The organism is Flagellimonas lutimaris (assembly GCF_003581615.1).
GTDB classification, from domain to species: domain Bacteria; phylum Bacteroidota; class Bacteroidia; order Flavobacteriales; family Flavobacteriaceae; genus Flagellimonas; species Flagellimonas lutimaris.
In genome coordinates this window covers 1-15106 of record NZ_QXFH01000068.1, presented here as the reverse complement: position 1 = coordinate 15106, position 15106 = coordinate 1, and the positions used below count along the sequence as shown (strand labels likewise).

At 41.3% G+C, this 15106-nt stretch carries 16 protein-coding genes; 7 read left to right on the top strand and 9 right to left on the bottom strand.

Translation table 11 applies throughout. The features are described 5' to 3' along the window. Nucleotides 1–8: 8 nt before the first annotated feature. Entirely contained in the window at nucleotides 9–2312 is a 2304-nt protein-coding gene (locus D2V08_RS03345) for a TonB-dependent receptor (RefSeq protein ID WP_119606690.1), read from the bottom strand. A 453-nt stretch (nucleotides 2313–2765) separates the two neighbouring features. Between D2V08_RS03345 and D2V08_RS03335 the strand changes: the two genes are divergently transcribed. The 7 genes from D2V08_RS03335 (at nucleotide 2766) to D2V08_RS03300 (ending at nucleotide 6918) form a co-directional block, all read left to right on the top strand. Further along, the gene (locus D2V08_RS03335) at nucleotides 2766–3116 is read left to right on the top strand and encodes a hypothetical protein (RefSeq protein WP_119606688.1); all 351 of its coding nucleotides are present in this window, start codon (nucleotides 2766–2768) and stop codon (nucleotides 3114–3116) included. A gap of 234 nt (nucleotides 3117–3350) precedes the next feature. Beyond that, complete coding sequence (locus D2V08_RS03330) at nucleotides 3351–3710, top strand: cupin domain-containing protein (protein ID WP_119606687.1); 360 nt, start codon at nucleotides 3351–3353, stop codon at nucleotides 3708–3710. 83 nt (nucleotides 3711–3793) lie between these two features. Beyond that, a complete protein-coding gene (locus D2V08_RS03325; protein WP_119606686.1) occupies nucleotides 3794–4330 on the top strand; it encodes an STM3941 family protein in 537 nt (178 codons plus the stop codon). A 651-nt stretch (nucleotides 4331–4981) separates the two neighbouring features. Then, entirely contained in the window at nucleotides 4982–5335 is a 354-nt protein-coding gene (locus D2V08_RS03315) for a zinc-ribbon domain-containing protein (protein WP_119606684.1), read from the top strand. Nucleotides 5336–5339: 4 nt separating this feature from the next. Further along, a complete protein-coding gene (locus D2V08_RS03310) occupies nucleotides 5340–6209 on the top strand; it encodes a hypothetical protein (RefSeq protein ID WP_147374062.1) in 870 nt (289 codons plus the stop codon). 72 nt (nucleotides 6210–6281) lie between these two features. Then, nucleotides 6282–6545, top strand: coding sequence for an avidin-fold protein (locus D2V08_RS03305; protein WP_245980482.1), 264 nt, complete (start codon nucleotides 6282–6284; stop codon nucleotides 6543–6545). A 97-nt stretch (nucleotides 6546–6642) separates the two neighbouring features. Next, on the top strand, nucleotides 6643–6918 hold the full coding sequence (locus D2V08_RS03300) for an alpha/beta hydrolase (protein WP_147374061.1): 276 nt from the start codon (nucleotides 6643–6645) through the stop codon (nucleotides 6916–6918). 423 nt (nucleotides 6919–7341) lie between these two features. On the opposite strand, the gene D2V08_RS03290 is transcribed toward D2V08_RS03300, so the two are convergent. The 8 genes from D2V08_RS03290 to D2V08_RS03255 form a co-directional block, all read right to left on the bottom strand. After that, entirely contained in the window at nucleotides 7342–7770 is a 429-nt protein-coding gene (locus D2V08_RS03290; protein WP_182835478.1) for a hypothetical protein, read from the bottom strand. Nucleotides 7771–7918: 148 nt separating this feature from the next. Beyond that, the gene (locus tag D2V08_RS03285; protein ID WP_220473378.1) at nucleotides 7919–8119 is read right to left on the bottom strand and encodes a hypothetical protein; all 201 of its coding nucleotides are present in this window, start codon (nucleotides 8117–8119) and stop codon (nucleotides 7919–7921) included. A gap of 97 nt (nucleotides 8120–8216) precedes the next feature. Further along, nucleotides 8217–8894 carry a hypothetical protein gene (locus D2V08_RS03280; RefSeq protein WP_119606678.1) on the bottom strand — a complete coding sequence of 226 codons (678 nt, stop codon included), beginning with the start codon at nucleotides 8892–8894 and terminating at the stop codon, nucleotides 8217–8219. Between the two features lie 319 nt (nucleotides 8895–9213). Next, entirely contained in the window at nucleotides 9214–10623 is a 1410-nt protein-coding gene (locus tag D2V08_RS03275) for a pyridoxal phosphate-dependent decarboxylase family protein (protein ID WP_119606677.1), read from the bottom strand. A gap of 79 nt (nucleotides 10624–10702) precedes the next feature. Beyond that, nucleotides 10703–11494, bottom strand: a complete 792-nt coding sequence (locus tag D2V08_RS03270) for a DUF2306 domain-containing protein (protein WP_182835477.1) — start codon at nucleotides 11492–11494, stop codon at nucleotides 10703–10705. Nucleotides 11495–11569: 75 nt separating this feature from the next. Further along, nucleotides 11570–13036 carry a hypothetical protein gene (locus tag D2V08_RS03265; RefSeq protein WP_119606675.1) on the bottom strand — a complete coding sequence of 489 codons (1467 nt, stop codon included), beginning with the start codon at nucleotides 13034–13036 and terminating at the stop codon, nucleotides 11570–11572. Between the two features lie 107 nt (nucleotides 13037–13143). Next, nucleotides 13144–14127, bottom strand: a complete 984-nt coding sequence (locus D2V08_RS03260) for a gliding motility protein GldB-related protein (RefSeq protein WP_119606674.1) — start codon at nucleotides 14125–14127, stop codon at nucleotides 13144–13146. Between the two features lie 310 nt (nucleotides 14128–14437). Beyond that, nucleotides 14438–15106, bottom strand: a 669-nt coding sequence (locus D2V08_RS03255) for a DUF4386 domain-containing protein (RefSeq protein ID WP_147374060.1), incomplete at its 5' end; no start/stop codon positions are given.

Sequence of the window (15106 nt, the reverse complement as noted above, 5' to 3'; positions counted from 1 at the left end):
GTAACATATTACTCAATTGGAGCTTCATTATAGTTCCTGTCCTTTCTGTTTCTGTTCTTCTGGTTGTTTTCAAACAGCTTGTAATTGGCACTGATCAGAAAATTCCTGGTCTGCATTTGGATGTTCCAAGTTGTTTTTTGCGACAGATTGGATGTTTGGCTATAACGCTCCAAAATGTTTTGATTAAAGATATCCACAGCCCTTAAATTTAAGGATAAGCGATTTTGCAACAATCTAGCTCTTGCCGCTATATCAAATCTGCTCCTGGATTGTATGTAATTAAAGGGGTTTTGTTGTTTCGGATTATGGAAATAGGTAATATCCAAAGTAATTTTTTTTGACAAGTTCATGGTGTTCTTCAGCTGAAATCTTGTAGCAAAGGTTCTATCCCAGGTTACTGATTCCGATTGATCAATATGGGTGATATAATGGTTGAAACTCACCCTTGTGTCCCAAAATGAAAAGCACTTAAAATCAATAAAAGCTTCCAGACCGTAGGAATTAAAGGCTCCCGAGTTTTCATATCGAAAAACCTGTTGGTCCACCGTGGATTGTTCCGTCCAAAGAATGACATCTTGTCTTTTCCTGTTAAATGCGGTCAGTCCCCATCCCATATTTTCCAACCTTTTTAGATAATTGAATTCAATATTATGACTGTATTCCGGGGTGATATTCGGGTTAAACTCCCAAACATATAAAGGGTTAACTATCTGAAAAGCATTAATGTGATGGAAATTAGGTCTTGAAATACGTTTGTTATACCCCATCGATAAACTTCCATTTCTGAGAGAATACGAAAGGTGTACTGAAGGAAAGATATTCGAATAATCCCGGTTTACGACAAAGTTTTTTTCGGCATTGATGGATTCAGACTTAAATTGCTCCCAGCGTAAACCAGTCTGAAGTTGAAATTTCCCCAAACCCATTCTCAAAGAACTGTAAATACCCCATAAGGTTTCATCGTAAGTAAAGCGGTCTGGTATTGTTTCAGGTGCCTGCAATCTTTTACTATCAAGATTTTGGGTATTTCTGCTAAAACCTGTTTCCATGGATAATTTATCACTTATGGTCAGGTTATGGTCCATGGCCAAGGATTGCAACACAAAATTTTCGGTCAATGACTGCTCTTTCACCAAAACGCCATCCTCAAAATCGGCCAGGGGGTAATCGTTATTGCTTGAGTTGATATTGTAATCGACTTCCACAAAATGATCTTCTCGGTCAAAGTTCAAGCGATAGTTGGCATTTAGGATATTGATATAGTGAAAATGGTCACTTACACGCAAAAATTCAAAATCATCCCTATCCGTGACCCCTGTATATAAAGACTCATTGAAATAATTATGGGAATCGTCAGTGTGGTCGATGGTAAAGGAAAACTCATGCCTATCCTTCAAAAAGGCGTCAAATCCACCACTTATTCTATAAATATCCCCGTCGAATATATTCGGTGTAAAAATGGTTTCCTTGTTGTCATTACTAAAATTTCGATCTATAGTTTGGTTATTGATGGTTCTTAGATTGGACCTAGAAGCGTTAAGCCTAAAATTTATAAAGGATAGATTGTAATTTGCATCCATTCCGAAGGAGTACCTTCGTGTACCCGTTGTTGCATTTGGATTGAAGTTAAGTCCCTGGTCCATTTTCTCTTTGAGTATGATATTAATAAGACCCGAAAGACCATCAGCTCTATATTTTGATGACGGGGCCGTAATGATCTCCACACGATCGATCTGCGATGCAGGAATCTGTTGTAAAAGTTCCGTCGCCAATTGGGGCGTCAATTTTCCATTCACCAAAATCCGTATATTATCGCTGCCCCTGAGAGCAACGGTTCCATTGGCCATGTCCACCTGTACCTCAGGAATCTGATCAAACGACTCCAAGGCATTTACACCGGCCTGTTGAAGATCACTGCCGAGATTGATGATTTTTCGATCCAGTTTTTGTTGGGTAGTGGTCCGCTCCGTTTTTAGGACCACTTCATCAAGGGCTTCCACCTGAGGGTTTAATCCAATTCGGAGCTTTGTGTTAAAATCAATGTCGCTTGATGGAATGATAGCCATGATAAATCCCAATGAGCTTATTTCTAAATGGCTGAAAATAGTAGGAGTCCTTATTTCAAACTCCCCATTGTCATTTGTTACTCTCCCTTCAATCAATTTATCGCCATTGAAAATCACGACAGTAGCAAATGGCAAAGATTCTTGGCTCTGGTTATTATGAACCATTCCTTTTAATCGTTGTTCTTGAGCTGTTCCCAATTGACTGGACGTAAAAAGAAGGAAAAGCAAAAAATGTTTTGGATTCATTTATACATCTTTTTAAAATTTTGGTCAAAGATGAATTCTGATCCTGCTCAATTGAATTTTCATCTGTGAACCTAGCATATTGCTCTGTGAACAAAACTGGTATAAGGGAATACTTGTTGGGAAAAGCATGAATCGAAGTAGCTCATTGAATTCAATAAACAGAAAAAAACCAAAAGCAAGCAGAACGCAGTCAAGTGCTGCAAGCGTTCCAATGTTTTTCGATCAGATCTTCATTTATAAACCATTGTTGTTCGCGTTTAATGCAATGTGGACTCAGAAAATGTTGGTGGACTTAAAAGAGAATATTTAGGACTTTTTCTTCTTTTATTTTAGCAAAGGGTAGTATAGATTTAATCGGGAGAACCGCGTTATGTCAGTTCAGTGCATCGAATCACGTATTGTTTTAAAGATAAATAATGGTTCGGTTTTGCTTTTTAATTCAAAAATGTTCCTATGAAAGATGATGGGGTGATAACCAATTATCTCCTTGGTTTCAATCATGAGGAGACCATGGTGGAATCCTTTGGTCTTTTGGATGACACCTATGAATTTAGCAGTCCGGGCGTTTATTTGGGTTCAAAAAGAGATTTTATACACTGGATGTCGGTGGCTTCAAAACTTTTATATCGTTTGGAGTTGCTCGAGGTAGTAGAGGGGAAGGGCTTGACTGTCGCTTTGTATGTGGTCATGTTTGAGCATCCCTTATATAAGTCCATGTTGGTCACCGAATGGTTTGTATTGGCCGATGGAAAAATAATGTCATCCCGCCTACTATATGATCGGAGCACGATGGATAGGTTTTGATGAGAACGAGTCCTTGTCTGCCTCGCCTTCTTGGAGGGGCAGTATGAATGTGAACAATGTGAAGGTTGTTGATGATCAAGTCGAATCAATAGGTAAGTTTATGGTCTACATAGGATAACATTAGACGATGACCAAATACATTGATTTTTTCCAATTTGGAAGTATATGGATGTGTCTTAATGTTTATATAAACAGGTTGTAGCCAATTAAACCTACTAAAGGAAAAAATGAAATATGGAATCAATAAATGTTAATGACAAATTTGACCTAATAAATGACTTATGGAAGCCCAGAGTCATTGCAGAATTGAACGGACAACAAGTTAAAATATCGAAAGTAAAAGGTGAATTTGTTTGGCATGACCACAAAGATGAAGACGAACTTTTTTATATCCTAAAAGGAAAAATGATTATGGAATTCAGAGATAAGAAAGTTGAAGTAAATGAAGGGAAAATGATTGTTGTACCAAAAGGAGTTGAGCATAGACCAATAGCTGAAGAAGAAGTTTGGATGATGTTATTTGAACCTCAGAACATTAAGTATACAGGAGATGTGAAATCTGATTTGACAATTGATAATTACGAAAAAATATAAAACTGGCTACAACATCACCTATACGCAATGCCCTTCGGGACACTACGCATAGCCAACCGTTATGGTGAATTTTAAACAGACAGATGGCGGATAAAATTGAAGTTCAATTAAGTAAGACTAAAATTCTTCTTCTTTTAATCGGAGCGATTGCTTTTGTGGTTCTTGGAATCCTTTTCATAATAAATCCGGAACCATTTGAAAGTTCACGTTTCAACAATCCTGAAATGATAAGAATAGCAGGAATTGCCTCAGTTGTGTTTTTTGGGCTTTGTGTTTTATTTATCGCTAAAAAGCTTTTTGACAAAAAAGTTGGGCTAACCATTGATCAATATGGAATAACCGACAATTCGAATGCAACAAGTGTAGGACTTATAGCATGGGATGACATTACCGATATTATGGCAGTTCAGGTGGCTTCAACAAAGATTTTGTTGCTTAAGACCGACAAACCTGACAAATACATTGAACAAGTTAAAAACGGAATTTCCAAAAGGGCGATGAAAGCGAATCATGAAATATACGGCTCGCCATTAACGATAATTTCAAGCTCGCTGAAAATCAAATATGACGACTTGGAGAAGCTGATTATAGATGAATTTGAGAAGCGAAAAAAGAATTAAACGATACCTCGTAAAGGTACATAGTGCATACCCTACGGGATACGCATCATTTTCTGACCGTGACTATTAAATGGACTATGGGATGTTTTTAAAATTGCTGTAGCCATATGGGTTGGGTAGAGGTTGCGAAACAAGGTGTTTGGTTGCGAATGGCACCGTTTTGACCTGATGGCATTGGCTGCTGTTTTTTACTTCTTTCTTTAGGGAAAAGCGACAGTGGAAGGATGGACTGAAAAAGAGATACAAGCTGCCTTTTGATGTTTTTATTTTTTAACGTGGTAGTCGTTGTCAGGATGTTTTTGGGCGGAAATTGGAGAAAATTTGATTTTTTAAGTAAGCAGTTTGAACCATATGTCGTGTATGTAACCATAGTTATTTGTTCTTACATGTTAGACCATGGCAAAATTTGGTTGTGAGGACCGGTAATCATGGGAATCTTTTAAAGGATGACTTGTTTGTCCTTATCATGGATACACTGCATGAACAAGAGATAATTTTTTATTTGGTTGATAAAAATCTCATCTTGATTTCCATATTTCGGTCCTTTTCTTTAAAAAATTTCCTGAAAGGCCTTTCCATCTCCATAGAATGGATGGAAGGGACAGATGGACATGTCAAATGATAGTAAACTTAACCTTTAAATAATTATATATGATAATATTTGGATTGCGTAGCAGTAAAATCGGTGGTTTTCCTTTGCAAGGTGTGAATTGTGATTATTGTAATACAAAAACAGGGCAAAGCCTATTGGTTTTCGGTAAGTATGCCCACATTTTTTGGATACCGCTCTTTCCTATCGGGAAAAGGGTGTTTTCTGAATGTATGCATTGTAAGAAAACATCAAACCGAAAGGAATTTACTGCTGCGCAGGAGCAGGGATATCAGGAACATAAGCATCAGGCCAAGACTCCTTTATGGCATTGGGCTTGGATTATTGTTTTTTTAATTGCCGTAATTGCTATTGTTGGTTTGGGTATAATCCGAGGGGCAGCTATTGAAAACTAATTTTATGAACCCAAAAAGGATGGTATGTATCGCCGTGTCCATGTGCTTGTTCCCATCTTGCCAATTTAATGGTTCGATTGAAAAAGATCTTTTGACGGGGATAGTTTCGAAAGGAAGGGGTATTTCCTGCGAAGAAGTATATGTTTCCAATGGTCAGTTGCGGAAACAGGACAAAGACTTCACCTATGGAGAGGTATTGAATCTAAATTTTGCTGGGGTCGAAGGATTGGAGAGATCAGAGGGAAGGATGTATCCGGGTATGGAGCTTTTAATTGTGGATGGGAATAGGGATACGGTACTCTATCATCCCGATCTTTATGATGATCGGGTTGATGGATTTTCCCAATCAACCACGACCCTACAGGCAAGGATAGTTTTGGCCGATCCGATACAATCTGACATCGAGTATAGGGGAACGGCCAGGATTTGGGACAAAAAGGGTGATGGCTCCTTCGAGGTGGCCCTTCCCATAAAAGTTGGCCGGGATGGGCATATCAGAACCCAAGTGTCCGAACTGACTTTTGGTGAAATATATTTATTTTCAAGAACCTCCAGAACAGTATTGATCAATGGACAGGTCCCTTCCCAGGAGGATTTCTACTTCATTATAGAAGGTTTGGAGGGGTTTGTGGATGAAAACAACAGTTCGCGTGTCCAACTGAATCTGGTCGCAAAGGATGCAGAGGACAACATATTGGCAAGTAGTTCGCAAATGCTGACGATCGCTGCCGATGAGCTGCACGAACAGTTGGCCCCGTTTTTCAATCTCCCGGCCAGTGGGTTTGAGAATCCGGTCCGTTGTGAAATGGTCCTATTGGACCTTAAGGGTGGGGGAAAATTGAAAACGGAAGCTTATGTGGAGGTCATCAAGTAATCCCATTAAGGCCCACATACCGATGACAAAATACATTTTTTAGACCATTTTTAATTATTTTTAAAGACAACAATGAATTTGAGCGATAAAAAATTCGTGACCACTGGAAACAAGGATGGATTGTCATCAGATCAAACCATCTTTCATTACTTTCAAAATGGATCGGCCATTTCAGGAAATTACTCAGGTGGGGCCATACAAAAGGGATATGTGGTCGGAAAACAGGTTGAGGAATCAAAAATTGATCTTCTGTTTCAATGCTTGACCACCGAGGGAGAGCTCAAGGCCGGAGCGTCCAAAGGAACGATTTCTGAAACAGCGGATGGAAGATTATAAATGAAATTCGACTGGAATTGGTTGAATGGCGATTTGTCGGGTGGAATATCGGAATATATAGAGATAGGATGAGGTCGGTTTCCAAGGTTTGAGTCGTGTGCCAGAGGTGGATAAAGACCTATTGGGCAGCACTATCAATTTTCTGCTTTTTGAATGGATGACCGCATTGGACTTTCCACAGTTACCCAGGGAATTTCGAGAACTGAAAAACAATAATGTGGATGCACTGCTGTTAAGTGGTACCATGGATGGACGTACTTATCTTGAAAGTGGTAAGGCGATTGCCAAAAAATTCAAGAAGGGCAGGCACGTAATTATCGAAAACGGGGGGGGCATGACATATACATGCAATCAGCTGTTATCGGAGATTTGATTCTGGATTTTTTCAAGGGAAGGGAGATACATCTTGATCGAATTGTCCTTGACCCAATTCCATTTAATTGAGATATTGTATCCCCAAAGAGAAATGGTTCCTTGGTTTTCCAAAATTGGATAGCTCCAGAGGGAATGGACTTTCACTTCGGGAATTGGCAGCAGATCGGTGTGCGGTGGGTTGTAATTTATTTTTCGCTTTGATGTAATAGTGAAAAAACCTTTAACTGCCCACAAAAAAACTCTTGGTCAATACTGGTTCAAAGGAGAAGGATGCATACCATACATTATATGGTTTCGAGTCACCTATTTTTTTCTGGCCCTTTATACCATAAAAAGCTCATGTGATGCGCAATACCCTCGTTTCCGCTTGTATTTCTGACTTTGAGATCCTTTGTTGGCAATGATGGATTCAATGGATGGTCTAGTGTTGCATGGGAACTTTGACCGGGGATTCGCTTTCGTTTTTAATATACCATTTGTTGCCATATACATCTTCATAGTAAATTCGGTAGCCAAGGAGGGTATCTTGAATTGTTTTCATAAAGCTGGCGTCTGAATCGTCGTCTTGAAAAATTACATGGATCAAGGTTTTACTGCTATTGGCAGGAAGCAGCATGCCTTTTCTAAATGTGGAAGTCAAACTTTTCAGTTTTTTGTTCTTGATCAACCTTCGAAAAAGTTGGTCCGAATTCTTAAATGTCAAGGTGTCCTTGCCTGATGGGGCAAGAATTTCAAAGAAAACTTCTTGTATAAAGGCAGGGCCTACTCCTTGGTTGGCTATTACATAATCAAAAGTGCCATCCCCCGGATAGTTCACCCATTGCGCCAGATAGGGAAGGCTGGATGCCATTTGTTGTTGGCGGATCAATTTATTTTCCTCTCTGCCGAGATAAGATTGATATACAACTGTGAAAAAGGACAAAAAACTAATCAGCAATGCTGTTTTTGATAAAATTTTGTTCAAAGTGCCTGCTAAAAAGGGAGCCTTATTAGAGAATTTAGGTTTCATTTATTGGATATAAAGGTGTTTGGTGTTTTTTGATAAGCATATTGTTTCCTGGCAATATGGTCAGTATGTCAATTTCAAGTTCACTTTGAAAACCCTTTGTTCGGTATCCCGATTTCTCCACATTACCTTCTAATTGCATTCCCATGGAACCAACTATACCTTTGTCTGATGCCTTAGCGGTTTGGTCCATTTGATTATTTAGTTCCATATGTTACTCGTAATTACCAGAAAACGGCACAGTGTATTTACACGCATGCTGTTTATTGATGGACTAAAGGGAATAAAATTTACTTGTACAATTTAGTTTTTTGCACGTCAGTTGCCTGTGAGATGGCACCGTCGATGGCGTTGGTGAGATTATCGTAGTTAGGGGGTGTTTTCCATTTGCCCTTTATTTTTTTGAGCCCCACTGAAGTGTCCCTGTACAATAGTGAATTGTCATCCAGGTCCACTATTTCGTAGGTGATGTAGCAGCTGCCATCCTTGCCGGTTTCTATCATACCATAATCGCTTACCGATAGCCCGTATCTGACACTGACGATCAAGAGCTCATCGATACCTTGTTCTTTTAATGATCGAAGGTCATACCTATGGTACTCTTTGTATTTGGAATCTGATTTCCCAAACTTATCGAGTTTTTCGTAATCCAATGAATGGTCCAATGCTATTATTTGTTTTTTCCTGTTCAAAAATGCGTTTTGGAAAGTGTTTTTTATCTTTTGGGTTGGATTTATCTTTTGATCGACCACTTTCAAGGGTTCCTTGAAGCGATTTTCAGAAGTCAAGGCCATATCCAGTAATCCCTGTGAGCCATTTTTGAAGACACCGATGGAATCGATATCATAAATGATCCCGACCTTTTTACCGTTGTTGAAATAGTTACTGGTCAATGGTTTTTGAAAACCACAGCTACCTAGAGTGATTAATGCGGCCAGTAAGCCGATTGAATTGATGATTTTTTTCATTTAATGGATTTATTTTAAGAGTTTACAGGTTTATGAATGGATTGGACAGTATGCATATGTGTTTTATGAGTTATACTTTCCAATTTCCATGGTCTTATGAAAAAATGTCCCCTTGGATGGTTAGTAAATCCATAGGGACCTAATATAAATATGAGATTGGGCACAATATAGTCCTAACAGGTAGTTTCGTACAATCGAAAAGGGTCAATAAATTCTCTTTTTGGACCATTTGTTAGTACGTTACCCTTTGGGATAGGTAAGCATAAGACCATGCTTTGCCCATGGAATCCTATAATAGGTATGTTGTGTTTATGTGTTTTTAAGATGATATGTTGGTGATTGCCATTTGATAAGCGTTTGCAAAGGATGCTACGGATGTTGCAATGTCCGATTCCGTTGTTGCCCATGAACATATGCTCACCCGGATGACCTTTTTGCCGAACCAATGGGAGCCACCTACCCAGCATTCCCTGAGTTCTTGAATATTTGTCATGACCTTGTCCGTCAGCACATCATTGTCACATTGTACAAGGACTTGGTTGAAGACGATCTCATTTACTACGCGAAAGCCTTTCACGTTTTTGATTTCATTTGCAAACTGTTTGGCCCTTAGGTGCATGTTGAGCACCATTTCATCAACCCCCGCTGTCCCAAGGTACTTAAGAATGGCCCATAGTTCGATAACCCTGGACCTTTTGGACATTTCAGGGGTATGGAACATCCCGTCCCTTTGGTCACTCTCAATCAGATAGGACGCTGACATATGTAGGGCAGAGGTAAGGGCTTCGCTATCCGAACAGAGCACAATCCCTGAATCATAGGGCGTGTTGAGTGTTTTGTGACCGTCCACTGCCCAGGAATTGGCCAAATGCATCCCTTTGGTCAGGTGTTTCAATTGATCGACCGCAGCCGCCCAAAGTCCGAAGGCTCCATCGATATGTACCCATGAACCCGCCTTATTTGCTTTCTCACATATTGTTTGGAGATCATCGAAAGCTCCACTGTTGACGTTGCCGGCCTGAAGGATTACAATGGTGTTGTTGTCCAGCACAGGTAGTTCTTCCGATAGTATTCGACCTTGATCGTCCACTGGGACCCATTCAATATGTTGTTGACCCAGTCCAAGTATACTAAGGGCCTTCAATACGGTGGAATGGGCATGCTGTCCGGTAACTATCCTTATTTTGGGAGCTCCCCATAATCCTTGTTGGTGAATATCCCAATTGCTGTTTTTCAGTATTCTATATCTGGCAGCTGCGAGACCGCATAGATTGGCAATGGATGTTCCACTGACAAATCCTGCCACGGTTTTCTGGGGAAGCCCCAACAGGTCCAACAACCAGTTTTCAACGACCGACTCAAGTTTTCCAGCCAACGGGGACATAACGTACATGGCCGAAGCCTGGTCCCAAAAGGTGGCCATTGTCTTGGCGGCAAGGCCAATGGGTACAGCGCTTCCACAAACGAATCCAAAATAGCGACCTCCCATAGTGACGGTGGTTGCAGGACTTCCCAATTTGTGCAGTTGTTCGAGAATTTCTTCGGGATGGGAGGATTCCCTTGGAATCGGTTCATCAAAAAGTTCCAAGTTATCCAATGCCTTTTCGGTGGGATAGACTTCCCGGTCAAAAATTGAATCAAGGTAATCAGATGCAAATTGGTGTGCCCGATCAAAGAGCTTACGGTTACTGAGCTCTGCGAACATCGTTTTTTGTAAGTGGTGTTTCATATCTTAAAGGGTCAAATGTTTAGAGGTATCGATTAATTTGTTCGCATTGTTCGATCATCCAAGTTTGTAGACCGTCCGATTATTGCAATCGGGGCAGCCATAACCCGACGGTGGCGGCAAAAATTCCAACTAAGGTTATTGCGGTTATTCCAAACATAAACAGTGCAAAAGGGATTTTTATCCAAGATGGTTTTCGGCTTTCGGCCAAAAAATAGATTTCAGCAATTAAAAGCGGACCAATATACTGGCCGAAGCCCAATCCAGTCAAAAAGGGGCCGCTAAAGCTTTCCATGTCAAACCATACCGGGTTGCCATCGTTGACCAGAAGCCAGAACATCAGGCCAATCCTAAAGAACCATACCCCGCTCATGACAAGAAAGAGACGAATGGACCATTTGCGATGCGCATTGAAATCTTTTTCGATGGCCTTGTTCCAGGTGAATGACGCAAATAGGATAATGAGGATCGCATTTAGGCTCATACTGATATCCCCAAGCATTCCGCTAATGGTGCCCTTATACAGGACAATGAAAATACCATTGACACCCAGTAACAAGCCCGAAATGACATAGGTTCTACCGTTCCAGCGATGAAACCTGCCCCATTTTTTTCTGATATGATCTATGAATTGGAAAGGCCCCCCAACCAAGATGATCACTGCCAAGATCATATGCATGACCATGGCCACATTGTTCATGGGGTCGCCAGTTTCATGCCCGTGGGGCATGGTCTCATTCCATTTTTCCCAATTCCCGAACAATCCCGAGGGGCCATAATAGAAGATGATGTAGAATGCAAATATCCAAGTACCGAGTGCGGCTGTAATAAACCAAGCCTGTACTGATCTCTTGACTAATTTGTTGGGGTCCATATGCATAGTTTGACCATGGGTCTCATCGGATTTTAAAACTTCTCCATTATTGACTGACCAACCATGGGTTTTGCTTTATTGTTGTTTCCATACAGGCGGATAGTCCGCTCTGTATTCCTGCCACATATTTTTGGTGAACAAAGTGGTTTGTTGTGCATCGGCAGCTCCATCGGTCAAATCCCACCATCTGTCCATGTAGTCAAATAACGCTGGATGGTTCCAATCCTCTTTTAATCCCATGATGTGTGCGGCCAATACAAATCCGCTATTGGCCACTCCGTTGATGTGTCTGTACGGTGCATCCCAATTCAGTGCATCCCTGGTTGGTTGGGTCGCATGTCGTATGCCCCATTCCGGTAATCCCAGTTCCAGTTCAGAGTATGGCAATGGATTTGTTATTCTGGAATCCGGGTTCCACGCGTTGCTGTTTGTGATGTCTATCTCTGTTTGGGTCACATAGAAAGTTTGGGCGTCCTCTTGAAACAAAGTAGTCCAATCGCCCACTTCCATCATGTGTTGGTCACCCAATAACATTCCTGCAAAAAGTATAGGGAATTTACGTCCCATTTGAAACCCTCCATTCGGTGGCCAACTACCGCCGTTGTCAGAGATTCCGGTAAGGTCGATACCCAACTGGATGAACCGGTGCAATAGTACATCCTTTGAAGGGCTGCCCGGCAAAGCGGAGAAATCCAACTGCAGCAGTAGGGCCAGGTCACCGATGTCCTTTGCCATTTCACGCCCATAATCCGGCATGTTCTCGCTTGGGTGCAAGTACGAGCCAAAGGATTCGTTCACATGGTCCAGCCAAACCCGTTGGAATTTTCTTTCCATTGCGGATACATCCGGAATACCGGCAATATTGGCCGGGCTCAGGTTGCTCAGAAATTGGGTCTGTACATTGTTGGTTGTGCGGGAGGATTGGGTAGATTTGTCATTGCCGCAGTAGGGAGGCCTGAAGCTTCCTTCGGGCGGGGTCTCGCTCAAACAGGTCAATATGGCCGCCGATCGTAGAACTGGTCTAGGGGTGTTCGTCCCGGCGTTGAAGTTGGGACAGCCCGGCTCCTTGTCCGTTTCAGAGTTGTAAAGCCAGCTTACCGTTGAAACAAGGGATTCATTGGTGTTGAGTGTCAAGGGATTATCGATTGAAATCTTCCCATTGTTTTTTAAATTCACATTCAGTGATGGGTCATACGAATCCAGTGTTCCGTCATACCCTTGCCTATTACCGGTTCCCGGGTTGACCATGGAACCATCCTGGTGCTCGGATGGCGTGAAACCTTCGGCGTGCAGGTTGTTGGTAATCCGTATGATTTTTACCTGGCCCAAAACCCAATGGTCTCCATTGACGAATTGGCCGTGTTGGGGCTCTTCTTCAAAAATCCAAGTGATTCCATACTGAGTGATACTGAAATTGTCGATTCCGACCTCCTCTTCCGGCGGATCATTTTCTTTGATGATATTATCGGTGAGATTATCATTTTCACAACTGATGAATAGTAGCACTGTGGTGAGTACATAAAGTAGGTTTTGTGTTTCCATGATTAAATGGACTTGGATGTTATTATATGTATTTAGTGGTAAAGGGTCTCGTGGAATTCACTTTTTGGGGTCACGGAATGCCCGAAGTACCGAATTGTTTTAATTCATTAGTTTCCATAATTGCTTTTTAGCAAAAAGCTATGTTCATCTTGGGTCTCCAAGATTTCCTTCACGGCCATTTTTTTATCCTTGGATGTGTTGTAATAGGACTCTGCTATCTTGAATCCCAAGTAGTAGCCCAAATCAGCGGGTCGATCGGAATTGTAATCGTAAAACCAATCCGTTTCTTCAAACCCTTTATTTGCTTTGATATCAGCTTGAAATTCAGCCCAAAGTTCCTTCTCATGTTCCTCCCCATATTCAAAAATGGCCTGGCTCAAGGTAAGTTTGCCAAGAATCAGTGATCCTATAAAATCAGCGGAGCCCTCTGTGATTGCCTGTGACAAAAGCGAGGAATTTTCATTGTCCCCAAGAGGTTGATGGGTATGGACAAGTTCATGGGCCACCAATGCGGTGATGTCTCCGGTCATGTTTTCGAAAACTTTTTTAAAAAATCCATGGATGTTCGAAATATCGACGGCATCTGGATTGACCGCTACGATTTCAGTGCCCAAAAGGATGAGTCGGTCTTCCGTGGTTCCTCCTGTCTGCAATGGGGATATCGCAAAGCATATGTCCGGTGGACGAAATCCATCATACAATTTGGACATAGTTTCGTAAATCCCATCAATGGCATTTTTTTTATCCTTCACCGCAAGGGTCAACGGTCGTACCGTTTTCCAAAAATTTGGTACGGATCTTATCCAGCCCACATAATCTTCAGCTGTAAAATCCCTAAGTCCCAAGAATTTTTTGAATTCAGGGGAGGCCTTGTCAATATACATTCGCTGAATCGTTTGAACGCTGTCTTTTGAATTTTCAAGAGCATCGAACGCCATCCAAAAGTTGTCCAAGTCGGAAGTGATGATATTGTATTCAAAGTGATTTTCTTTGATTTTTTCTTCCTTGCAAGAAATGCTTGTGGCCAGCAAGAAAAGTGAAAAAAGCAATGTAATCTTACCCTTGCGAAGGGTTATTGATTCTAAAATCATAAGCTTGTGTTTGAATTAAATGTGGTTATTTGTAATATGTATTTTGATTTGTTTGAGTATTCATTTTGATGGGGTTCCTTGCTTATTCAATAAGGCATCATTTTACTTACAAAGGTGTTCGCTGCAAATGGTTTTTGTGTGCCAGCCAACATTTATCTAGCATGTCGAACGCTGCGATTGGACTTCGTTTTCACATGTTGATAAACGTTTTGCTGATACTGATACGGAGCCATGTCAGGATATTGAAAAAGATTCATCATCTTTTATGGATTAGATGGTTCATTATATTATGATTGTCTATGGTATCAACTTAAAACTTGATGTTTTCCTTTGTTCCGAATGTCAACAGCCAAATGCACATGCCTATTTCCCCGATGGCGGCGGGGAGTATAAGAAGGTTGGTGTCCACGAAATCGTAATAATTCTGGAACAGGGTTCCCCCGATGATATCCAATACATAGGTGATGCACCCCAACATGAGGGCCACGCCCAGAAATTTAGGAAGAAAACCGGACTTAAAGGCCAATAGCCCAAAAGGGAACAGCCAAAGGCCCCAATAGGTCTGACAAAGGAAGAAACCATTGTACAGGCTTTCAAAAGAACCCAGTACGCGAAGATCCATTGCTGCCTGTTGGGCGCTATCCAAGGCCGCATAATCCTTGAAGAGTGAGATTAGTTCATACTGGTCCAAGAGAATGGTGAAGGAAATCGGGACGCTGACAAGGGCGAATACCACCATGAGCATCGCATAGTGCTTGTTGATGTGCCCCAGTAGCTTATGCAGTGTCAGTGGAAGGAGTATAAAACTGATATGTACGGCGACCCCTGCCAATATGTACAGCCTAAAGGGCATTTCGTTGTCCAAGAAGTTTTCCATGGTGGCCTGTGGATCGTCCCAGGCCGCTATCTTACCGGGAAGGTATTGCATGTAATAGATGCTCAATAGTACATTGAACAAATAATAGAGACCGGCCAACCG

What these genes read in the sequence shown, in the direction of transcription:
- D2V08_RS03315 (WP_119606684.1), top strand. Translation starts at nt 4,982, where the DNA reads ATGATAATATTTGGATTGCGTAGCAGTAAAATCGGTGGTTTTCCTTTG.
- D2V08_RS03260 (WP_119606674.1), bottom strand. Translation starts at nt 14,127, where the DNA reads ATGATTTTAGAATCAATAACCCTTCGCAAGGGTAAGATTACATTGCTT.
- D2V08_RS03280 (WP_119606678.1), bottom strand. Translation starts at nt 8,894, where the DNA reads ATGAAAAAAATCATCAATTCAATCGGCTTACTGGCCGCATTAATCACT.
- D2V08_RS03335 (WP_119606688.1), top strand. Translation starts at nt 2,766, where the DNA reads ATGAAAGATGATGGGGTGATAACCAATTATCTCCTTGGTTTCAATCAT.
- D2V08_RS03330 (WP_119606687.1), top strand. Translation starts at nt 3,351, where the DNA reads ATGGAATCAATAAATGTTAATGACAAATTTGACCTAATAAATGACTTA.
- D2V08_RS03345 (WP_119606690.1), bottom strand. Translation starts at nt 2,312, where the DNA reads ATGAATCCAAAACATTTTTTGCTTTTCCTTCTTTTTACGTCCAGTCAA.
- D2V08_RS03290 (WP_182835478.1), bottom strand. Translation starts at nt 7,770, where the DNA reads ATGGCATCCAGCCTTCCCTATCTGGCGCAATGGGTGAACTATCCGGGG.
- D2V08_RS03275 (WP_119606677.1), bottom strand. Translation starts at nt 10,623, where the DNA reads ATGAAACACCACTTACAAAAAACGATGTTCGCAGAGCTCAGTAACCGT.
- D2V08_RS03305 (WP_245980482.1), top strand. Translation starts at nt 6,282, where the DNA reads ATGAATTTGAGCGATAAAAAATTCGTGACCACTGGAAACAAGGATGGA.
- D2V08_RS03265 (WP_119606675.1), bottom strand. Translation starts at nt 13,036, where the DNA reads ATGGAAACACAAAACCTACTTTATGTACTCACCACAGTGCTACTATTC.
- D2V08_RS03325 (WP_119606686.1), top strand. Translation starts at nt 3,794, where the DNA reads ATGGCGGATAAAATTGAAGTTCAATTAAGTAAGACTAAAATTCTTCTT.
- D2V08_RS03270 (WP_182835477.1), bottom strand. Translation starts at nt 11,494, where the DNA reads ATGGACCCCAACAAATTAGTCAAGAGATCAGTACAGGCTTGGTTTATT.
- D2V08_RS03285 (WP_220473378.1), bottom strand. Translation starts at nt 8,119, where the DNA reads ATGGACCAAACCGCTAAGGCATCAGACAAAGGTATAGTTGGTTCCATG.
- D2V08_RS03310 (WP_147374062.1), top strand. Translation starts at nt 5,340, where the DNA reads ATGAACCCAAAAAGGATGGTATGTATCGCCGTGTCCATGTGCTTGTTC.